The sequence below is a fragment of the Bradyrhizobium sp. in8p8 genome, from assembly GCF_000426845.1.
Taxonomy (GTDB): Bacteria; Pseudomonadota; Alphaproteobacteria; order Rhizobiales; family Xanthobacteraceae; genus Bradyrhizobium; species Bradyrhizobium japonicum_C.
This window is the reverse complement of the sequence record NZ_AUGD01000001.1, coordinates 74,714-95,913: the sequence shown is the minus strand read 5'-3', so window position 1 is coordinate 95,913 and position 21,200 is coordinate 74,714. Positions and strand designations below refer to the sequence as shown.

Sequence of the window (21,200 nt, the reverse complement as noted above, 5' to 3'; positions counted from 1 at the left end):
GTGTCGGGCCAGGGCAGTTGCTTGACGCGCGCATCGATCCGATCGCCGCATCAATTCGGCCAGATCAACTCGCGATGTCCGGCCGACGCCGGAGAGGCTCCGCTTCAGTTGAAACTCACCTGCGTCAGCCTAGTTGGACTTGGCGTTCTCTTTGGAATTCTCGGCCGTCGGCGATTCCGCTGGCGCGGGGCGCTTTCCGCTGCCGGTGATGCGCTCGATTGCGGAGCGCACGGCGTCTCCCGCCTTGCGCTCCTTCAGCATGTCGAGCAGCGGCGCGGAGGCTGGCGAGCGGCGGATCAGGCTTTCCGGATCGGGGAAGATCAGCGGATCGTCCCAAGGACCCTGCACAACGAAGGGCAGTTCGAACCCCGACGCGCTGTTGAGGCTGGCCACGCCCTTCATGTCGTATTCGCGCGTCGGCACCGATGCGGTGCCGGTGAGCGTGATCCTGGTCGCCGGCCCTTCCACGCGGATGTCCTCGGCGGTGGCGATTCCGTCGGAAAATTTCACCGCGATGGTGAGATTGTTGTAAGGCGTCGAGCCGTTGCGGAAATTGCCGCCGCCCGACAGCGGCCGCCGTTCCAGCCGCTTCAGGAGCTGTTCGGCGTTGAAGCCCGCGATCGCGCCATCATGTCCGGTGATGGTAGCGCTGCCGTCGAGCGACTGCACGAGGCCGAATGGGCTCGAGCCGGAGGCGAGGAGCGAGACGTTGATGTTGCCGCGGCCGGACAGCTTGTTGAGGCCGAACAGTTCGGTGGCGCAAGCCTGCAGGTCGACGTCGGTGAACTGGAATTGCGCCTTGATGTCGGCGACCGTATCGGACCGCGCGATGCCGAACGAGCCTTTGGCGATCCCGCCATAGACCTGGGCCTCGCCGACCGAGAGCGCCAATGTGCCGTTGCGCAAATTCGCGCCGATCGCGGTGCGGCCGAGCTTCGTCGGTCCGACCGTCAGCTTTGCCGCGGACAGGCGCATGTCGAGGTCGGTGGTCGAGAGCCCGTTGAGATCGAATAGCTGCCTGTTCCAGTCGCGTGCGCCGCTCGCGAGCAGGCGGAACGTGGAGATATAAGGCGTGAAGTCGAGCGCGTCGGCGGCGAGCGTCGCCTGCAGCGTCTGCCGGCCGTTATTGGCGTAGGTCATGACGCCCTCGGCGGCATTGCCGTCGAGCTCGACGTTGACATTGGTGAGCGCGATCGAGGGGCCGACCACATTGGCGCGCGCCTTCAGCGCGAACCGGCCGAAGCCGCCGCTGCCGGGCTGCGGCTGTCCGGTCCAGCGTAGCGCGTTGCGCAGGGAAGGGCTGTCGACGGTGAGCGTGCCTTCCATCATCGGGCTGGTGCGATTGGCGACGCTGCCGTCAAAGGCGAGCTTGAGCGGCGGGCTGGCGATCCGCGCCTTCAGGCCAGACCGGTCGCCGGAAAGGGCGGCGACGAAATCGGAAAAGCTGATCGAGCCGTCGACGCGCTCGCCGCGCCAGTCGAACTGCCCGGTCGCAGCAAAGGAGCGCGAGATCGAGGGCCAGGCCAACGAAAGGTCGATGTCCTCGAGCTTGTCGGTGGCTTGCGTGGCGACGTCCACGTAATCGAGCACGCCGTCCTGAATCCGGATTTCGGAGAACGAGACCTGATTCTCCGCCCCCGGCTTCATGGTGCGCGCGATGGTCTGGATGAAGGGCGTCCAGTTGCTCTCGCCGTCCGGCTTGAGGCTGACATGGATGCGCGGCCGCAACAGCGTCAGGTCGGCGATCTCGAACCGCTGCAGCAATAGCGGCAACAGCCGCAGGTTTGCGGTGAGCACGTCGACCTGAAGCGCCGGCGTGCTGGTGCCGCCGCCCTTGAGGCCGACGTCACGGAAGGAGATGTAGCTTGCCGGAAGCACCGAGATGTCGATGGTGCCTGCGACGCTGAGCTCGAGCCCGGTGACGTTGCGGATTTGCGCTTCGACCGCTTTGCGTAGCGCGTCGCGGTTGATGAGCCAGGAGGTCGCGATCAGGGCGATCAGCGCCATGCCGAGCAGCGCCGCGATCGGCGTCCCCAGGCGCTTCATTCCTTGGGCCATGGTCAATGGCATGTCCTGATCGGGTTGGTCGCTGGCGTTAGAAGGGCTGGCCGGTGAACCTGCGCGCCCACACCCAACCCCCGCAACTTGATGGGTTTTCTTGACGCTTTCAAGGCCGCGGCACGGCTATGCCCACGGCGCGGGCAGCTTCTATCACCCAGGGGCGAAGCGGAGAACCCCGTATCATTGACGGCTTCGGACGATTTCGCCTAATAATCGCCGCCAACAAGGCGCGAGGCCTGCGAGCCGAAGGTTCAGTCGAGGTTTTTTGCATGAACAAGGTCTATCCCGACGCCAAGTCGGCTCTTGAGGGCATTCTCAAAGACAACATGATGATCATGTCGGGCGGTTTCGGCCTCTGCGGCATTGCCGAGGAGCTGTCGGACGCGATCCGCGAATCCGGTGTCAAGGGCCTGACGGTGGTCTCCAACAATGCCGGAGTCGACGGCATCGGCCTCAGCCGCCTTCTCGAAACCCGCCAGATCAAGAAGATGATCTCGTCCTACGTGGGCGAGAACAAGCTGTTCGCCCAGCAATTCCTGGCCGGCGAGCTGGAACTCGAATTCAATCCGCAGGGCACGCTGGCCGAGCGCATCCGCGCAGGCGGCGCCGGCATCCCGGCTTTCTACACCAAGACCGGCGTAGGCACGCTGATCGCCGAAGGCAAGGAAGTGAAGGAATTCGACGGCGAGAAGTACCTGATGGAGCGCGGCCTGTTCGCCGATCTTGCCATCGTGCACGCCTGGAAGGGCGACACCGCCGGCAACCTCATCTACCGCAAGACCGCGCGCAACTTTAACCCGATGATGGCGACGGCCGCGAAGATCACCGTGGCCGAGGTCGAGCATCTGGTTCCGGCCGGCGAACTCAATCCCGACCACATTCACACGCCGGGCATCTTCGTGAAGCGCATCGTCGAGGTCGGTACGGCCAAGAAGCGCATCGAATTCCGCAACACGCGCCCGCGTCCGACGACGGCGCCGGCGGCTGGCACTGGAGTTGAAATCTGATGGCCTGGACCCGTGAACAGATGGCCGCGCGCGCCGCAAAGGAATTGCGCGATGGCTACTACGTCAATCTCGGCATCGGCATCCCGACGCTGGTCTCGAACTACATTCCCGACGGCATGGACGTTTCCTTGCAGAGCGAGAACGGCATGCTCGGCATGGGTCCATTCCCCTATGAGGGCGAAGAGGATCCCGATCTGATCAACGCGGGCAAGCAGACCGTCAGCGAGCTGCCCTCGACTTCCTATTTCTCCAGCGCCGATTCCTTCGGCATGATCCGCGGCGGCCACATGGATCTCTCCATCCTTGGCGCGATGCAGGTGGCCCAGAACGGCGATCTCGCCAATTGGATGATCCCTGGCAAGATGGTCAAGGGCATGGGTGGCGCGATGGATCTCGTCGCCGGCGTCAAGCGCGTCATCGTGGTGATGGAGCATTCGGCCAAGGACGGTCCGAAGCTGCTGAAGCAGTGCAACCTGCCGCTGACGGGCGAGCGCGTGGTCGACATGGTCGTGACCGATCTCGCCGTCTTCACCATCGACAAGCACGGCAGCGGCGGCATGGCGCTGATCGAGCTCGCCGACGGCGTTTCGCTCGACGAGGTCAAGGCCAAGACCGAAGCCGAATTCCGCGTCGCGCTGAAGAACACGTAAGCGGAAAACGCTGGGGCGCGCATTCACGAACGGTCTGCGCGTCCTCACGATTCTGATTCAGCGCTGCCATCCCGTGAAGGCCGGCCGTGGCGGCCGTTCGATCAATCACGAACTCCCGAAGTGCCGTATCGCGCCATCAGGTTGGGCGATGACCACTTAACGGGTCGAGGCGCCACGAATGACAATGTCCCATGCCTTCAAGCGGGGCCGCTCGGCACTTCGGAGAACCGGGTCAGCCAGGCAACCGGGCCGATGCTGGCCGCGATGATCAGGAGGGCCGCCAGCGCGCCGTCCTCGAAATTGCCTCGGCTTGCGAACTGGTAGATCGACGTCGACAGCGTTTCGACGTTGAGGGGCCGCAAGAGCAGCGTTGCCGGCAGCTCCTTCAGGCAGTCGACGAACATGATGATGATGGCGCCGAGCATCGCGGGCCGGAGCAGCGGCAGATAGATCTGTCTCAACATGACCGCCTGGCCTGCGCCGACCGTGCGCGCGCTCTCGTCATAGTCGCGCGGAATGCTGTCGAACCCGGCCTTGATCATGCCGACCGGGACGGCCAGAAAACGGATCGTATAGGCGATGACGACGGCCGTCCCCGAGCCGACCAGCAACAGCCCGGGCAGCGAAAATCCCGTCCAGGTGGCGACCGCGCTCAGCGCGTTATCGACCGCGAGTACGGGGGTCAGCAGGCCGAGGGCAATCACGAGGCCCGGCAGCGCGTATCCGGTCTGCGCGATGCTCATCGCCACATATCGCAGAGGATCCGGCCGAAAGCGGTGCGCAATGGTCGTGGCGAGCGCAAGTATCAGCGCCATGGCCGTCGCGAGCGCTGCAAAGGCAAACGAATGGAAGGTGTGGCGCCACAGGAGCGGATCGAAATTTGCAAGCAGTCCGCGGCCAAGAGCCTGATGCGCCAGATAGAGCAGCGGCACGATGAAGCCGATCAGCGCCGGCAGCAGGCAGACCGCGAACGCAGTCCACGCTCTTGCGCCCGAAAGCGGGGTCCGCTGCCTCACATGGGGGCTTTCGGCCGAGAATTCGATGTTGGCGTTGCGGCGGCCGTAGCGCTCCATCGCGATCAGGCCGGCGACGATCGCAAGCATCAGGCAGGCGAGTTGCGCAGCACCGGCAAGGCTGCCGCGGTTGAGCCAGGTGGTGAAGATCGAGACCGTCAGGGTGCGGATGCCGAGATATTCGCTCGCGCCGATGTCGTTGAGCGTTTCCAGCGCGACCAGCGCCACGCCGACCGCCAGCGCCGGCCGCGCCATGGGCAGTGAAACGCGCCACAAGATGGTCCATCGGCCGGCGCCGAGCGTCGTCGCCGCTTCCGCGAATTCGGCTGACTGAACCTGGAACGTCGCACGCGCCGAGAGATAGACGTAAGGGTAGAGCACGAGCCCGATCACGAAGATGGCGCCCGGCAGCGAGCGGAGGTTGGGCAGAAGGCCGAGCGCATCGCCCAGCGGCAGCCAGATCGCCAGGGTGCGATGCACCAGGCCGAGCGGCTCGAACAGATCGGCATAGACGTACGCCGCAAGATACGTCGGAATCGCCAGCGGCAGCGGCATCAGCCACAGGAGCATGCCCCGGCCGGGAAAATCGTGGCGCGACATCACCCACGCAGTGCCGGCGCCGATCAGAAGTGTGAGCGCGCCGACCCCGATGAGCAGAAGGGCAGTGTCGAGGAGGGCGGCCGGCAACACGTAGTTGATCAGGTCGTGCCACACATCGGATGCCGGCTGCAAAGCCAGCGAAACGATCGAGATCACGGGCGCCGCGACCAGGATCGCGGCTGCGACTGCGATGGCGGTTGCGGTTGCGGCGTGCACACGGCCTCTCGAGCAAGGCCGTGTGCTCGTTGCTTCTACCAGTTTGACAGACGAGGGCTGCCAGAGATCAGTTGTCAAAGCCGACCTTGTCCACCAGCGAGGCCGCAGCCTTGCGGTTGGCGGCGATCTTTGCGATCGGCAACGGATCGGGGCCGAGCTTGCCGTAGCCCGCGATGGTGGAGTTGACGGCGACGCCGGCGCGGACCGGATATTCGTAGTTCTGGTCGGCATACATCTGCTGCGCCTGCTCGCTGACGAGCCACTCGATCAGCTTGATGGCGTTGGCCTTGTTGGGCGCGTGCTTGGCGAGCAGCACGCCCGAGAGGTTGACGTGGGTGCCGCCGCCTTCGAAGGTCGGCAGAATGACGCGCGTCGCTTCCGCCCACGGCTTCTTCTCGGGATCGTTGTTCATCATCAGCGCCCAGTAATAGGTGTTGCCGATGCCGATATCGCACTTGCCTGCGGCGACGTCACGCGCGGCTTCACGATCGCCGCCCGACGGCTTTTGCGCGAGATTGGCTTTCACGCCCCGCAGCCATTCCTCGGTCTTGGCCTCGCCGTGCTTTGCCGTGTAGGCCGCGAACAGCGCGTTGTTGTAGATGTGCTGGCCCGAGCGGATGCAGATCTTGCCCTTCCACTTGGGGTCGGCAAGCTCCTCATAGGTGATCTTGTCCTGCTTGACGCGATCCTTCGAGGCATAGATCACGCGCGCGCGCATGGAGATGCCGGCCCAGTGTCCGTCCGGATCACGATACTGCGCCGGCACGACCTTATCGACCACTTCCGACTTGATCGGCTGGGTGACGCCGGCCTGGACGGCCTCGTCGATGCGGCCGATATCCACCGTCAGCAGCACGTCGGCCGGACTGTTGGCGCCTTCCGCCTTCATGCGCTGCTCCAGACCGGAGCTTGCGGAGACGACATTGACCTTGATGCCCGTATCCTTGCTGAAGGCATCGAACAGCGGCTGGATCAGCTTGGTCTCGCGATAGGTATAGACGTTGACCGCGCCATTGTCGGCGGCTGCTTTCGACACGAAGGCCGAGGTCAGGCTCAGCACCGCCGCGGACGCGGCGAGGACACGAAGATTGATCATAAGGGCTCCCAGGCGGGCAATTGAACGCCTCACTGAGTAGCGCAGACAGTGCGGCAAAGTCAGCGACGCGATGTCGCGAAGAGACATGACTTAGAGTGATTCCAATAATAGTTTAGACTCGTTCTAAGAGGCGGCGACTATCGTGGGGAAACGGCGGGCAGCTATGATCTTGCCGGCCACGCCTTGCTCAGGCGCTTCGACACGCTGACCAGCCACGACGTCTGCTCGCGGACCAGGCGGAAGCCGAGATTGGCGGGCGGCACGCCCTGGGCGCAGCCGCCGGCGCGGGCATCGCGAACGAAGTCGGTGACATAGGCGCGGTGGGCGCCCTCGGCGACACGAACCCCGCAGTTCACGGTCGGGCGGATCGCGTTGCCGGCCTCGTCGACGCGCGAGCGCACGAAGCAGGTCGACGTCCATTCCCAGACGTTGCCGGAGACGCCTTCGAGGCCGTGCTCGTTCAGGCCGAACTTGCCGAACGGATGGGCGGCGGTGTCGGAAGCGTCGCGCTCGGACTCGCGCTCGTAGCGGCTGATCCAGCGCTTTGACGGATCGCTTGCATCGACCGGCACGCCGTCGTCCTTGAAGCGGCTGCCGGCGGCGAATGCCCATTCCTCGTCGCTGGGAAGTCGATAATGCTTGCCGGTCTTGCGCGACAACCAGCCCGCATAGGCTTCGGCGTCATACCAGTTCACCTGGACCGCAGGACGATCCGGCGCGATGACGACGTCGCGGCCCAAAGCGCGGCATGCGCCATCCCGCACGCAGAGCTGAAAGTCGGCGGACGAGACCTGCTCGCGCATGATGTGCAGCGGCCGGTCGAACCGGAGTGTGCGCAGCGGCGCTTCTGCCTGCTGCCCGCCGCGCGTGAAGTCGCCGGCCTCGCGATACAGGAAGCTGCCCGCGGCGACCTCGACAATCGCCGGCTCTTCTTGCGCGGCGTGTGTCTTCATCTCCGACATGAGAGGCGCAACGGCGAGCGGCCCTGCAAGCCCGGCCGCGCAGGCAAGCACCAGCTTCAGCTTGAATGCGATCAGCATGATGGTCCTCCGAAAGAGGGGCCGGCTGTCTGCCGGCCCCTCTCGCCTGGTCAGTTGATCTTGCGACCGGTCTGCAGGGCGCCTTGTGTCTGCGGCGGGATCTCCGCCGGCGCCTTCACCTGGGTCATCAGATCGTCGTTCCACTTGCCTTCGACCTTGAAGTGCGCGGTGGCGCCGAGATCGGCCGCCTCGATCAGATTATGCGTGACATAGGCGTAGATGCCGGGCTGCTGGAACTTGTACAGCGCAGCTCCCGCCGAACCGCCGCGGATGAACCAGGTCTCGAGCCCGACCTCGGGTGCATTGCCGAACTTGCCGGTCTCCCAGACATAATCGCCATGGCCGCCGATCAGATGCGGACGGCTGTCGCGATTGGCCTGCGAATGCACGATCAGCACGTTCTCGCCGACCTTGGCGGTGAGCGCATTCTTGCCGGTGAGCGCGCCAACCTTGCCGTTGAACACGACATGGGTCGGGATCAGCTTCTTCATCACCTCTTCGGTCTCGGTGAAGGCTTCGCCCGGCGAGTCGTAGGACTTGAAATTGCCCTTCTCGTCGCGCGGCACGTACATGTCCTGCTCGCCGATATAGTAGACCTTGTCGTATTTCAGCGCTCGGCCCTTGCCGTCGTTCAGCCCGTCGCGCGGCAGCACCATCACGGCACCGTTCATGCCGGAGACGACGTGCCAGGGGATCATCGGGCCGCCCGGTGCGCAGTGATAGACGAACACGCCGGTCTTGGTCGCCTTCCAGCGCAGCACGACCTGCTCGCCGGGATTGATGAGCGTGAGCTCGCCGCCACCGAGCGCTCCGGTCGCGGAATGGAAGTCGATGTTGTGCGGCATGCTGTTGGTCGCGGGATTGACCAGCGTCAGCTCGACGTAGTCACCCTCGTGCACGACCATCAGCGGTCCCGGCATCGAGCCGTTGAACGTCATGGCCTGGAAGGTGGTGCCCTTCTCGTCGATGACGACCTTCTTCTCCTCGACCGTCATCTTGAACTCGACGATCTTGGGACCCTGCGTCGTGGCCTGCTCGTGCGCGTGCACGAACGGCGGAGCGACCAGCTCGACCTTCTGGCGCGGCAACTTGAGATCGCTTGCGGCGAAAGCCGGGGCCGCCAACATCAGGGCGGTGGCGGCGGCGCTGATCAATGCGGCTCTGCGGGTGAACATCGGAAGCATCCTTCATGTGAAAAGATTTGATGACGGATGCAGTGTGCGCCGATCGCGGCAAGCGTGTTTGCGCTGCGACAAGCTTTCGCCGTGATTCACCTCCGCAACGGTACTTAGGCGTCGCGGTGAAGTAGTATCGCCGATACCGCGTTGATCGATTCCGGCGCCGTGATGCGGACGTCGAGGCTCAGCAAACAGCAGCCGGACAGCGGTGTCGACATTCTGACATGCTGACATGCGACTGATCGTTGCCGACGCCTCGGGCGTCGCGGTTACCAGTTGCCATGCGGTGTGCAGGATTGCCGGGCGTGACCGCCACCGCGTCTGTGCTCAGCGGCGACTCGTTCGCATCTTCAAGTGGGGTGGGCATTTCGACCCGACCGGCGAGGCGATGACGTTGGCTGTCGTCTCTTCGCAGAGGCGGCCGACACTGGCCTGCGACCGTTGCGGTGCGTGGTCCATGCGACCGACCGTCGTAGCGCAACTTATTAGATGAGCTGCACGGCAAGCCAGACCGTTCCCCAGATCGCCAGCGACAACACGGCGAAGACGGCAATCGCGGCGGCCAGCGCGCGCACGATGCCGGCAGTGGCCGGTGTGGCCGGAGCCGGACGGAAGTCGTCGAAACGCGGGATATGACCGCGGACGTCGAGCAGGGAGAGAATGAGTTCGAGTGCAAAAAGCCTCATGGCAGACGCTCCGGATGGCTGCGCAGAATGGCCCCAATCATCCCCGGGAACCGGCCGTTCCGCTTTGCGCCACCGCAAAGTCGCTTCCGCGCATCCGGGTTAATTGAACTCATTCCGTGATTTGCCGCGATCTATGCTCGCGGCGGGAATTTACGAATGGGTAAGATATGAGAGCTGATCTTGCGGCGATCTACGGCGAGGAACGTCTCCCGCGCTACACGAGCTACCCGACCGCACCGCACTTTACGTCGGCGATCGGTCCGGAGACGTACGCCCGGTGGTTGGCGGAGCTGCCGGCGGGGGCCAGCGCGTCACTTTACCTGCACGTGCCGTTCTGCCGGGAGATGTGCTGGTACTGCGGCTGTCATACCCAGATCGTCCGTCGTGACGAGCTCATCGTCGGCTATCAGCGGACGCTGCTTCGCGAGATCGGGCTTGCCGCCGAGACCATCGGCCGTCGCATCAAGGTCGAGCACATTCATTTCGGCGGCGGCACGCCGACGATCATGGCACCGGAGGCCTTCGCCGAACTGATGGCGGTGATGCGCCAGAAATTCTTCGTGCTGCCTTCGGCCGAAATCGCGGTCGAGATCGATCCGCGTACCTTGACGGCGGACATGGTCGAGGCCATGCGGCTCTCGGGCGTCAACCGTGCGAGCCTGGGCGTCCAGAGCTTCGATCCCGTCGTGCAGCGGGCAATCAACCGGGTGCAGAGCTTCGAGCAGACGGCTGCCGTGGTCGAGATGCTCCGCCGCGCCGGCATCGAGGGAATCAATTTCGACTTGATCTACGGGTTGCCGCACCAGACGGTAGCTTCGTGTCTGGATACGGTGCGGCGCAGCCTCGCGCTCGCGCCCGACCGCTTCTCTGTGTTCGGCTATGCTCACGTGCCTGATTTCAAGAAGCACCAGCGCATGATCAACGCGGCCGTGCTGCCCGACGGCCTTGCGCGCCACGACCAGGCCTGCGCGATCGCGAATGCGCTGAAGGAGGCCGGCTACGTGCAGATCGGGCTCGATCATTTCGCGCGTCCCGGTGATTCCATGGCGGTGGCGTACGAGCAGCGGACGCTGCGGCGAAATTTTCAGGGCTACACCACCGACACGAGCGAAACTCTGCTCGGCTTTGGCGCGAGCGCGATCGGACATCTGCCGCAGGGCTATGTCCAGAACGAGGTGCAGATCGGCGCCTATGCGCAGAGCATCGCCGCTGGCCGCCTCGCCACCGCGAAGGGCTACGGGCTCACCGACGACGACCGGTTGCGCGCCGACATCATCGAACGCATCATGTGCGAGTTCAGTGCCGATCTCGGCGACATCTGCGCGCGCCATGGCGCGGAGCCAGGCGCGATGCTGAAATCGGCGGCGCGTCTGAAGCCGCTGATCTCCGACGGCGTGGTGAGGCTGGACGGCGACAGGCTCGCTGTCGCCAAGGATTCGCGCTTCCTGGTGCGCAGCGTCGCTGCTGCATTCGACGCGCATCTGGATCCGGGAAAGCAGCTGCATAGCCGCGCGGTGTAGGGTCTCTCGCCCGTCATTCCCTGCGCACCCTTGGTGCGAGCCCGTAGTCCATTGTTCCACGTCATCCACAGCACGGTGCATTCCGGGTTCGCGCTTCGCGCACCCCGGAATGACAAGCCAGCTTGCGCTTCAACAAAGAGACTTCCGCCCACGCCGCTATCGTCAGCCGGGAACGGAGTTGTCCATGTCCTTCGGATTTGACGATCTGGTCGATGACATCATGCAAACGGCGCCGCACACGATTCGCGTGTTTCTCGCCTTCAGGATGGCTTGTGTCGGCTGTCCGATCGCGACCTTCCACACCGTGGATGACGCCTGCCGCGAGCATGGCATCGACCGCGAAAAATTCCTCGCCGCATTGAGCGATTGCGTGCCGGCGTGAGCCGGTCTGGAATTCGTGCGGGCGCGCGCGGGTTCCCGGATGAGGAAGCGCTTTCGCCGTACGCGGAAGCGCCCCTCACCAAGGCTTGGGGAGGGGATGCTTCGGCTCTCAGGCCGCGCCGCTGTCGGCGCTCCGCTCCGCCAGCACGACGATCTTGTGCGGCTCGCGCAGGATGATGCGCTGACGCCCGCTTTCGACGAGGCCCTGGCTCTCCCAGCCACTCAGGATGCGGCTGACGGTGTGCAGCGTGGTGCCGGTCATCTGCGCAATGTCCTGGCGGCTGATCGGAAAGTCGATCTCGATGCCATGGTCGAGTTTCTTGCCGGATTGCTTGGCGAGACGGAGCAGCGCGTGCGCGACGCGTTGCTCGACCTGCTTGGTCGACATTTCCAGGATGCGGGTGTGGCTTTCCTGCAGGCGCGCACCGACGGTCTGGAGTGTGTTGGCGGCGAGCGCCGGAAACCGCTCGACCAGGCGCGGCCAGGCCGAGGTCGGCCAGATCAGCACCACGCTGTCATCGACCGCCATCGCCGTTGCCGGGTAACGCGCGGCTCCGATTGCCATCGCGAGCCCGAACGTTTCGCCGGGCCCGACATAGCGGACCACGATCTGCTCGCCGGTCGGCGTGGTCTTGGCCGCACGGACATGGCCGTGCAGCAGCAGGAAGAAGGACTGTGCGTCGGCGCCCTGCTCGAAGATGGCGGTGTTCTTGGGATAGCGTGCCGAGCGGGCCTCACGCAGGATCTCATCGAGGGCGTCCGGCGTCACTCCGGCAAACAGCGGCAAATGCGCAACCAGCGATGTGTCGACCTTGGCCATTCTGTCTCCTTGGCGCTCGGGAGTGTGATGGCACCTGCAACCGTCAGGTAGTTTGCGTTAGCGCAAAACGGGCCGACCGGATGGCGGTATTTTTCCAATCAACGATCTGAATCTACTGGAGTTGACCCATGGCTGGCGCTCGATCCCGCAATTTTGCGGGCTGGCCGCTGTTTGCGAACAGCTTTAGGCCCTTTTTCCTGCTTGCCGCCATCCAGGCAGCGCTGTCGATCCTGGCCTGGCTGCCGATGTTCTATGGCGAATTGTCGGTGAGTTCCGCATTCGCGCCGCGCGACTGGCACATCCACGAGATGCTTTATGGCTTCCTGCCCGCCGTGATCACCGGATTTCTGTTCACGGCCATCCCGAACTGGACAGGGCGGCTGCCGATCCAGGGTACGCCATTGGGCGTGCTGCTGGCGGTCTGGCTCGCCGGGCGTGTCGTTGTGACGGTGTCGGCGAATACAGGCTGGACATTTGCGCTGCTCGTCGATGCCGCCTTCCTCGCATTGGTCGTCGCCGCCGCGACGCGCGAGATCATCGCGGGCGGCAATTGGCGCAACCTGCCGGTAGTGGGGCTGGTGCTCGCTCTGCTCGCAGGCAACATCGCCTTTCATGTCGAAGCGCATTACGCGGGAGCGGCCGACGTCAGCATCCGCGTCGGCATCAGCGTGGTCGTTCTGTTGATCGCGTTGATCGGCGGCCGCATCATTCCGAGCTTCACCCGCAACTGGCTGGTCAAGTTCAATCCCGGCCGCCTGCCCGTGCCGTTCGGACGCTTCGACGGAGCAGTGATCGGATGCAGTGCGCTCGCGCTCATCACGTGGATCGTGGCGCCATTGAATGCCGTCACGGGCATCCTGATGGCACTCGTCGGCGGACTGCATGTGGTGCGGCTTGCGCGCTGGGCCGGTGATCGCACCTCCCGCGAGCGGCTGCTCGTGATCCTGCATGTCGGCTATTCCTTCGTGCCGTTGGGCTTTGTCCTCAATGCCATCGCCGGTTTCGGTGAGCTGCCGCCAAGCGCCGGCATCCACGCCTGGATGGCGGGTGCGGCGGGAACCATGACGCTCGCGGTGATGACCCGCGCGAGCCTCGGCCATACCGGACAGGCCTTGACGGCTTCGCCGGCAATCCAGGGAATCTATGCTGCGATCGTGATCGCGGCTCTGACCCGGGTCGCTGCCGTGATGTGGCCTGCGCACGGCGATGCGCTGCTGCAAATCGCTGCCTGCGGCTGGATCGTTGCGTTCCTTGGCTTCGCGATTGCCTTCGGTCCGTTGCTGGCCGGTCGTCCCCGGCGCGCTCTGGCCGTCATGGGCGTGCCGTCGCCGGCACGCTGAGCCCATGCTACCGACGCCGCGGGGATTTCAGCCGGTTTCACCGCGTCTCGCCCCTGGCCTTGAAGGCCGCCGGGCAAAGCGTTCAGCGGTCACGGGGCCGCCTTAGCGGCGTCCCACCGAAGCCTCAATCGAACCAGTTCCTTCCCTGCCGCGTCCAATCACGATGGCGAGGCATTTCATCGCGCGCGCCCGGCTGGAAGCGCGGTGGTGCTGGCAGGAGGGACTTTATGCGCATCACCGCAAAATGGTTGGCAACCACGAGCTTGGTCCTCGTGACCTTTGCCGTCGCATCTGGATCGTGGGCGGCGAACGTGGATACCAATTCGGCGATCGACACGGTCACCGTCTATCCCGACGGGGCCACCGTCACCCGCGTCATTTCCTTGGATCTCGTCTCCGGTGACTCGACGCTGGTCGTAAGGGATTTTCCGCTCTCGCTAGATCCGTCGTCCCTCCGCGTCGAAGGCGAGGCGGGTGCCAAGCTCACCATCGGCACGATCGATGCGCGGCCGCCGAAGGCGGCGCCGCCGGTCAATCTGCCCGAACTCGACAAGCGTATCGAAGCGCTGAAGGACCAGCGCGCGGACCTGCAAGGCGCAATCGAATCGGCCGCAGCGCGACGCAAATTCGCGCAGCATTTCGCCGAAACCTCTCCCGCCGGACTTGGCGACAAGGGCGAGGCGAGGCCGATCACCGAGTGGCGCGCCGCCTTTGCGGCGGTCGGGGAGGAGGTCGCGATCGCGGACACCACCATCCGCGAGGCCACGCGAAAACAGCGCGAACTCGATCGTCAGATCGCGCAGCTGGAGGCCGAGCGCTCGGCCAAGCCGCCAAACAAGCTGGAAGTGCGGATCGATGTCGCCTCGGCCGCCCCGACCAAGGCGACGCTGCGCGTGACCTACACGGTGCGTAGCGCACGCTGGACGCCGCTTTACGATGCCCGGCTCGACACCGGAGCCAAGGACCGTAAGCCGCAGCTCGAACTGGTGCGCCGTGCGGAGGTCACGCAGTCGACCGGTGAGGACTGGTCCAACGTGACACTTGGCGTCTCCACGGTCCGCATCAGCCGCGGCGGCAGTGCTCCGGAGCTGAACTCGCTGGTTGCGCAATATCCGCAAGTCCCCAAGCCGCTGGCGCTCGGCACGGCGTCCGATCTGGCGCGGCCGGCTCCGATGACGCGCCAGGCGCAATCGCCGTCGATGGCCAAGATCGCCGAGGCGGCCGAGTCGCGCGAGCGCGCCGACGAGCAACAGGCCGTCGCCGAGATCGGCGATTTCCAGGCCACCTTCAAAATTCCGGGCCGCGTCAGCCTCGGCGCCGCCGAGGGCGCCAAGAGCCTCCGTATCGCCTCGATGAATGTTCCCGCCGATCTCGCAGTGCGCGCGGCACCGGTGCTCGACCCGACCGCCTTCCTCGAAGCCAGCTTCAAGCAGACCGATGACACGACCCTGCTGCCCGGCAAGGTCGCGATCTACCGCGACGGCATCTTCGTCGGCCGCGGCAAGATCACGGCGTCCGCCAGGGACGACATCGTGCGCCTCGGCTTCGGCGCCGACGAGAAGGTCAAAATCCAGCGGGCCGTGCTCAAGCGAAACGAAGGCTCGGCAGGTCTCCTGGTGACGACGTCGAAGACCGACGAGCGCTCGTTCAGGACCACGATCCGCAATGGCCATGACTTCCCGATCAAGGTGGCGATCGAGGATCAGCTGCCGGTCAGCGAGAACGAGGACATCGTGGTCGAGATGCTGCCCTCGAGCACTCAGCCCACCGCAACCAACATCCGCGACAAGCGCGGTGTGCTGGAATGGTCGTTCGACGCCAAGCCCGGCGAGATCAAGGACATCAACTTCGCCTGGCGCATCCGCTGGCCGAAAGACAAGAGCGTGGTCATCGTGCCGGCAGGTTAGGTCGTTGTGTCCTCACCTCTCCCGGAGGGAGAGGTGAGGCGCCGCCCGCATCGATTGCGGCAGCACGAAAGGCACTCCGCCGCCGTCCTGATCCACGACGGCATCGATCTCGAAGATATCCCGGATGGTCTCGCGTGTGACAATCTCCGCGCGCGGCCCGTCGGCGGCGAGCTTGCCGCCGGCCAGCACGACGAGGCGGTCGGCGAAGCGGATCGCGAGATTGAGATCGTGCAGGATCGCGATCACGGCGGTGCCGGCGGCTGCGCGGCGGCGCGCCGCTTCGACGAGGTCGATCTGGTGACGCAGATCGAGGCTTGAGGTCGGCTCGTCCAGCAGCAGCAGCCCAGGCCCATGCTCGGCCTCGCCGCAGGCGAGTTGCACCAGCACGCGGGCGAAATGGGCGCGCTGCTGCTCGCCGCCCGACAGCGTCGGCAATTGCCGTTCGCGGAAATGTGCGAGGCCGACTTCGTCCAGTGCGGCGTCGACGAGCGGCGCGGCATCACGAAGGCTGCGCTCGCCTGCTCCCATCAGCACGACCTCCTCGACCGTGAACGGGAAGGTGACGTTGATGTGTTGAGAGAGCATCGCGCGTCGCGCGGCAAGCTCGCGCGGCGTGAAGCTGCCGATGTCGCGCTGCATCAGGCGCACCTCGCCTGCGCTCGGGCGGAGATCGCCGGAAAGCAGCCGCAGCAGCGTCGACTTGCCGGCCCCGTTCGGGCCGATGATGGCGACCATTTCACCCTCTGCCACCGTCAGGCTGGCGCCATCGAGCAGCGTCGCCCGGCCGGCGCGCTTGCTCAGGTGTCGCGCCTCGATTACGACGGTCATAGCGCGGTGAGCCCGCGCTGGCGCAGCAGGATGAAGAGAAAGACGGGCGCGCCGACGGCCGCGGTCAGGATACCGATCGGCATCTCGGCCGGGGCCACGATGGTGCGCGCCAGCGTGTCGGCGCCGACCATGAGGACCGCGCCGAGCAGCACCGAGGCCGGCAGCAGCAGCCGATGCGCCGGCCCGATCACGAGGCGGAGCAGGTGCGGCACGACGATGCCGACGAAGCCGATGACGCCGCTGATCGACACGGCAACGCCGGTCATGGCGGAAACCATGACGATCGAGATCCGCTTCAGACGCTCGACGTCGACCCCGCCGTGAAAGGCGTCGGCCTCGCCGAGCACCAGCAGATCGAGACCGCGCGCGATGAAGGCGCAAGCTGCGAGTCCGATGACGAGGACCGGCGCGAGCACGGCGGCCTTGGTCCACGTCGCGCCGCTCATCGAGCCGAGCATCCAGAACGTGATGTCGCGGAGCTGACGATCGTCGGCGATGAAGACGAGCAGGCCGATGCCGGCATTGGCGATGGCGGTGATGGCGACGCCGGCGAGCAGGAATACTGCGATCGAGGTCCGCCCCGAGCGGCTGGAGATGCCGTAGAGAATTGCGGTGGTCGCCAGCGAGCCTGCGAAGGCCGCGAGCGGCAACAGCTCGGCCTGAAGAAAGCGCACCGCCTCGCCGAAGCGCGAATCGGTGAAGACGATCGCGCTTGCGGCCGCGAGCGCGCCGCCGCTGGAAACGCCGACCAGGGCCGGATCGGCAAGCGGGTTGCGAAACAGCCCCTGCATGATCGCGCCGGCCGCCGCGAGCAGACCGCCGATCATCGCGGTCGCGGCGATCCGGGGGATGCGGATCGACCACAGCACGAGCTGGTCGCGGGCGGTCATGGCAGTGTTCTCGCCGGCAATCCCGAGCGCGGCAGGCAGGCGGGAGAGGGGGATGCCGGCGGCACCGACCGTCAGCGCGACGATTGCGGCGAGCAACAGCACCACGAGCAGAAGGGAGATCGCGAACGAAGCAGACCGCCGTCCGCCGCTTCGTCGCGGGCTCCGTTGTGCGATCCCGACAGCCACGCTCATTGGCGGCAGTTCGCGGCTGACAGAGCCGACGTGAAGGTGCCCCGGTCTGCCAACGCCGGGTAGAGTTTGACCGAGAGATCGCGTGCCGCGGCTGCCGTCCGCGGCCCGAAGCCGAGCAGATAGAGCCCGTCCATGCTGACGAAGCTCTTGTTGGCCGCAACCGGCGTCAGTGCGAATCCGGGATGGGCATAGATCGCTTCGGCCTGGAGCGAATCCTTGCCGCGCTCGATCGACAGCACGACGTCGGGCTTTCCGGCCACGATGGCCTCGTCGCCGATGATCTTGTAACCGTCGTAATCGTCGACGGCGTTGGCAGCGCCGGCGAGCTGGATAATCTCGTCGGCCGCAGTCTTGTGGCCGGCAACCATCGCCCGCCCGTTCTGGAGCGACATCACGAACATCACGCGGACCGGCTTCGTCACCTTGGCGCGCAGCGCGCGGAGTTGCGCAAGATCGGCCGCGACCGCGGCGCTCAGGCATTCGGCTCGCTCGTCGACGCCCATGGCATGGCCGACCAGCTTGATCTTCTCGATCAGGCCGTCCTCGGAGAAAGTCTCGGGCACCAGCACCAGCGGCACCTTTGCCGCCTCCAGGATCTCCATGGTCTCGCGCGGGCCCGATCCCTGGACTGCCAGGATCAGCGTGGGGTTGAGCCCCAGCACGCCCTCCGCGGAGATCTGGCGCATGTAGCCGACGTTCGGTTTGTCGTGCAGCGCCGCTGGCGGATAGAGGCTCGTGGTGTCGACACCGACCAGCCGGTTCTCCAATCCGAGCGCATAGAGGATCTCGGTGATGGCGCCACCGATCGAGACCGTGCGCGCGAAGTCGTTGACGGCGATGTCGCGATTGCGCGCATCATGCACGATGATACCGGCGGCATGCGCACCGGACACGAGCGCGAACGTGCAGGAAAGTGCGACGCTTGCAAGGGTGCGACAAAATGCCATTGCAGTTTACTTCGTCAGGATCAGCTTGTTCTGCGACGTGAGGCGCAGGCGATAGCTGTCGTCGCCATGCGCGATGATGATCTCGCGTTCGGCCGCGAACAGCTCACGGCTGTCGATCCGGCTCCCTCGCATCGTGAGGGTTCTCGTTGTCGCAGAAGGGCTTCCCGCCGGCCCTGCCGCGACGCCGCTGCTGTCTCCCGATGTTGCTGACATTGTGCTGTGATGCGCTTTCGAAATTTTCAGATGCGTGCTGCTTTGTACAAGCGGCGCGAGGCGCATTCCAACGGCGGCAATTTACAATCGATATAAACTGCAACGCGACGTCATTGACCGTCAGAGTGTTGCCAAGTTACCAGTTGCGGCAGCGGGTAACTTACCCGCGGCTTTCAGCCAGCCAGTCGTTCGCGTTGCGAACGCACGCCAGCCAAAGACTCCAAAACTAAGGTGAAGTGCAGGCTGGGGCTGATATGGCTGGCGGGGCTAGGTATTCGCGCGCCCTGATTTTCGGCGCGTCGGTGGTTTCAATTGCGGCGGTGATGGCGGAGGGCAGTCTCGCGCAGACTGCCTCTCGGCCAGCGGAAGACGGGTCGTCGGAAAGGCCGAAGCAGGCCAAGCGCAAGCCGCAAGTGGCGCAGCAGGCAACGCCCGAGGTGATGAACGCCCGCGCTCAGGTGGGCGCCGCTGCGCCCGTTCAGGTGCTCGACACCATCACGGTTGCCGCGACCAAGACCAAGGAGCGCGCAATCGACGCGCTGGCGCCGGTCAGCTCGATTTCGCTCGACCAGATTCAGGGCATCCAGCCGAACCGGCTGTCGGGCATCTTCTATGCCGTGCCAGGCGTGTCGTTCCAGGAGCGCGGTGACGATCCCGCGACCGTCGTCAACATCCGCGGCTTGCAGGACTTCGGCCGCGTCGCGGTCGTCGTCGACGGCGCGCGGCAGAACTACCAGCGCACCGGCCATAATGCCAACGGCTCCTTCTTCCTCGATCCTGAACTGATCGGCGGCGTCGATGTGGTGCGCGGCCCGACCGCCAACATCTATGGCTCGGGTGCGATCGGCGGCTTGGTCTCGTTCCGTACCAAGGACATCAATGACGTGCTGCGTCCCGGCGAGCGCTGGGGCGTCGATCTCTCGGGCTCTTACGGATCAAACAACAATCGCGGCCTGGGCTCCGTGTTCGGCGGCGTGCGCGCAACGCCGGACGTCGACATCTTCGGTGGCGCGGTCTATCGGACCCAAGGCAACTACAAGGACGGCAACGGCACCGAGATCGGCAACACCGGCAATCAGGTCGAATCCGGGTTGATGAAGCTCACCGTGCGGCCCGCCCTCGGCCATGAGGTGAAGTTCGGCGCCGTCTTCCAGGACTTTCAGTACGATGTCGGCCAGTTCAATCGCGGCCCGGTCGCAACGGCGGCACAGCGCGCCCTCTATCAGGGCTCGTCGGTCTATGCTTCCGACACGAAGAACTACACCGGCACTGTTACGTGGAACTATTCGCTGCCCAGCGACAATCTGTTCGACTGGCACATGTCGCTCTACGGCAATCGCGTCGACAACGACCAGACCAAGACCTATCACTACTCGACCTCGGGCGCGGCCTATTGCGGCGCCGGAAATTTCGGCAACAACATCTCGGGCTGTGTCGGCGACACGCGCGGCTATGTGCTCAACACCTACGGCATCGACGTCAACAATACCACGCGCTTCAACGTGGGCGACTGGCGCAATGCGGTCACTTGGGGTGTCGATGCCTTTCAGGACGACGTGATCACGACCGACAGCCGCGGAAATTCCAACATCACCACGCCGAGCGGCATCCGTACCGTGTCCGGCGGTTTCATGCAGTTGAAGCAGAACTACAGCAACTGGTTCGAAGCGGTGAGCGCGGTCCGCTACGACCGCTATGACCTGGACTCCGGCAATACGCACGCCGGTGGTGACCGCTTCTCGCCGAAGATTACCCTCGGCGTGACGCCGGTTCCGGGCTTCCAGCCCTATGTGAGCTACGCCGAGGGCTATCGTGCTCCGTCGATCACCGAGACGGTGATCTCCGGCGCGCATGCGACCGGTGGCGGACCTGCCTTCTTCCCATGTCCCGATGGCACCGTCGGCCTGTTCTGCTTCCTGCCCAACCCGAACCTGCGTCCGGAGGTGGGCAAGAACAAGGAGGTCGGCTTCAACCTGAAGTTCGACAACATCTTCAGCGCCAACGACTCGTTCCGCGGCAAGATCAATCTGTTCCGCAACGACGTCAGCGACTACATCGATCTCGTCGCTTCGGCGCCGACGCCGGTGCCGCCGTTCGGCTCGTTCAGCCAGTACTACCAGTACCAGAACATCGCCAACGCCCGCATCCAGGGCTTCGAGGCGGAGACGATGTATGATGCCGGAAGCTGGTTCATTGGTGTTGCCGGTCACTATATCCAGGGCAAGAACGTCGCCACCAATATCGGCCTGGCCACCATCACTCCGCGCAAGGTCGTTACGACTGGCGGCGTACGCCTGCTCGATCGCACGCTGATCCTGACGGCGCAGTGGGCTTCGTTCGGCGCCAACAACGATGTGCCGGCCGGCTATCTGCCTTCAACGGGATACGAACTGGTCAACCTGTACCTGACCTACAACGCGACCAGGGACATCGTGTTTACGGCCTCGATCGACAATCTCTTGAACCAGTACTACCGGCCTTACGCCATTCCGGGCAGCTCGACCGACGGCACGTCGCAGAACGACGTGCTGTGGTCAAGCCCGGGACCGGGCAGAGTCTACAAGGCCGGAATGAAGATCCACTTTGGAGGTGCGTAAGCCTGAAGGCGCCGCAGC

18 protein-coding genes are annotated in these 21,200 nt (G+C 64.9%); 7 read left to right on the top strand and 11 right to left on the bottom strand.

Annotated elements, in window-relative coordinates; translation table 11 throughout:
- Positions 1-129 precede the first annotated feature (129 nt).
- Complete coding sequence (locus K408_RS0100460) at positions 130-2,058, bottom strand: AsmA family protein (protein WP_024337673.1); 1,929 nt, start codon at positions 2,056-2,058, stop codon at positions 130-132.
- A gap of 272 nt (positions 2,059-2,330) precedes the next feature.
- Here K408_RS0100460 and K408_RS0100455 point away from each other — a divergent pair, with 272 nt between their 5' ends.
- Positions 2,331-3,068 (top strand): CoA transferase subunit A, encoded by a 738-nt coding sequence (locus K408_RS0100455; protein WP_024337674.1) that lies wholly within the window; start codon positions 2,331-2,333, stop codon positions 3,066-3,068.
- Positions 3,068-3,718: a CoA transferase subunit B gene (locus K408_RS0100450; protein ID WP_024337675.1), complete on the top strand. Its 651-nt coding sequence runs from the start codon at positions 3,068-3,070 to the stop codon at positions 3,716-3,718. Before K408_RS0100455 ends, K408_RS0100450 begins: the two co-directional genes overlap by 1 nt.
- A gap of 197 nt (positions 3,719-3,915) precedes the next feature.
- On the opposite strand, the gene K408_RS0100445 is transcribed toward K408_RS0100450, so the two are convergent.
- The 5 genes from K408_RS0100445 to K408_RS0100420 all read right to left on the bottom strand — a co-directional run bounded on the left by K408_RS0100445 (position 3,916) and on the right by K408_RS0100420 (position 9,547).
- Positions 3,916-5,547, bottom strand: a complete 1,632-nt coding sequence (locus K408_RS0100445; protein ID WP_024337676.1) for an ABC transporter permease — start codon at positions 5,545-5,547, stop codon at positions 3,916-3,918.
- A gap of 67 nt (positions 5,548-5,614) precedes the next feature.
- Positions 5,615-6,643, bottom strand: a complete 1,029-nt coding sequence (locus tag K408_RS0100440) for a Fe(3+) ABC transporter substrate-binding protein (protein ID WP_024337677.1) — start codon at positions 6,641-6,643, stop codon at positions 5,615-5,617.
- 161 nt (positions 6,644-6,804) lie between these two features.
- Entirely contained in the window at positions 6,805-7,683 is an 879-nt protein-coding gene (locus K408_RS0100435) for an SUMF1/EgtB/PvdO family nonheme iron enzyme (RefSeq protein ID WP_024337678.1), read from the bottom strand.
- A gap of 50 nt (positions 7,684-7,733) precedes the next feature.
- A complete protein-coding gene (nirK, locus tag K408_RS37445) occupies positions 7,734-8,858 on the bottom strand; it encodes a copper-containing nitrite reductase (RefSeq protein WP_024337679.1) in 1,125 nt (374 codons plus the stop codon).
- Positions 8,859-9,346: 488 nt separating this feature from the next.
- Positions 9,347-9,547: a hypothetical protein gene (locus tag K408_RS0100420; RefSeq protein ID WP_024337680.1), complete on the bottom strand. Its 201-nt coding sequence runs from the start codon at positions 9,545-9,547 to the stop codon at positions 9,347-9,349.
- A 167-nt stretch (positions 9,548-9,714) separates the two neighbouring features.
- Between K408_RS0100420 and hemN the strand changes: the two genes are divergently transcribed.
- Both hemN and K408_RS0100410 read left to right on the top strand, forming a co-directional pair.
- Complete coding sequence (gene hemN / locus K408_RS0100415) at positions 9,715-11,067, top strand: oxygen-independent coproporphyrinogen III oxidase (protein ID WP_024337681.1); 1,353 nt, start codon at positions 9,715-9,717, stop codon at positions 11,065-11,067.
- A gap of 184 nt (positions 11,068-11,251) precedes the next feature.
- Positions 11,252-11,449, top strand: coding sequence for a DUF1858 domain-containing protein (locus K408_RS0100410; RefSeq protein ID WP_024337682.1), 198 nt, complete (start codon positions 11,252-11,254; stop codon positions 11,447-11,449).
- 108 nt (positions 11,450-11,557) lie between these two features.
- Here the strand turns inward: K408_RS0100410 and K408_RS0100405 are convergent, their stop codons facing one another.
- Positions 11,558-12,268 carry a Crp/Fnr family transcriptional regulator gene (locus K408_RS0100405; protein ID WP_024337683.1) on the bottom strand — a complete coding sequence of 237 codons (711 nt, stop codon included), beginning with the start codon at positions 12,266-12,268 and terminating at the stop codon, positions 11,558-11,560.
- Between the two features lie 128 nt (positions 12,269-12,396).
- Between K408_RS0100405 and K408_RS0100400 the strand changes: the two genes are divergently transcribed.
- Complete coding sequence (locus K408_RS0100400; RefSeq protein WP_024337684.1) at positions 12,397-13,608, top strand: NnrS family protein; 1,212 nt, start codon at positions 12,397-12,399, stop codon at positions 13,606-13,608.
- Positions 13,609-13,835: 227 nt separating this feature from the next.
- Positions 13,836-15,515 carry a mucoidy inhibitor MuiA family protein gene (locus K408_RS0100395; protein WP_024337685.1) on the top strand — a complete coding sequence of 560 codons (1,680 nt, stop codon included), beginning with the start codon at positions 13,836-13,838 and terminating at the stop codon, positions 15,513-15,515.
- Positions 15,516-15,527: 12 nt separating this feature from the next.
- Here K408_RS0100395 and K408_RS0100390 read toward each other — a convergent pair whose 3' ends face one another.
- The 4 genes from K408_RS0100390 to K408_RS43235 are packed head-to-tail and all read right to left on the bottom strand — an operon-like array spanning position 15,528 to position 18,585.
- Positions 15,528-16,343: a heme ABC transporter ATP-binding protein gene (locus K408_RS0100390; RefSeq protein WP_024337686.1), complete on the bottom strand. Its 816-nt coding sequence runs from the start codon at positions 16,341-16,343 to the stop codon at positions 15,528-15,530.
- Complete coding sequence (locus K408_RS0100385) at positions 16,340-17,425, bottom strand: FecCD family ABC transporter permease (RefSeq protein WP_024337687.1); 1,086 nt, start codon at positions 17,423-17,425, stop codon at positions 16,340-16,342. The genes K408_RS0100390 and K408_RS0100385 overlap by 4 nt, the downstream gene beginning before the upstream one ends.
- The gene (locus tag K408_RS0100380; protein WP_024337688.1) at positions 17,422-18,372 is read right to left on the bottom strand and encodes a heme/hemin ABC transporter substrate-binding protein; all 951 of its coding nucleotides are present in this window, start codon (positions 18,370-18,372) and stop codon (positions 17,422-17,424) included. Before K408_RS0100380 ends, K408_RS0100385 begins: the two co-directional genes overlap by 4 nt.
- A 6-nt stretch (positions 18,373-18,378) precedes the next feature.
- Positions 18,379-18,585 (bottom strand): hemin uptake protein HemP, encoded by a 207-nt coding sequence (locus tag K408_RS43235; protein WP_024337689.1) that lies wholly within the window; start codon positions 18,583-18,585, stop codon positions 18,379-18,381.
- 254 nt (positions 18,586-18,839) lie between these two features.
- On the opposite strand from K408_RS43235, the gene K408_RS0100370 reads away from it, so the two are divergent.
- A complete protein-coding gene (locus K408_RS0100370; RefSeq protein ID WP_024337690.1) occupies positions 18,840-21,182 on the top strand; it encodes a TonB-dependent hemoglobin/transferrin/lactoferrin family receptor in 2,343 nt (780 codons plus the stop codon).
- Positions 21,183-21,200: the final 18 nt, after the last annotated feature.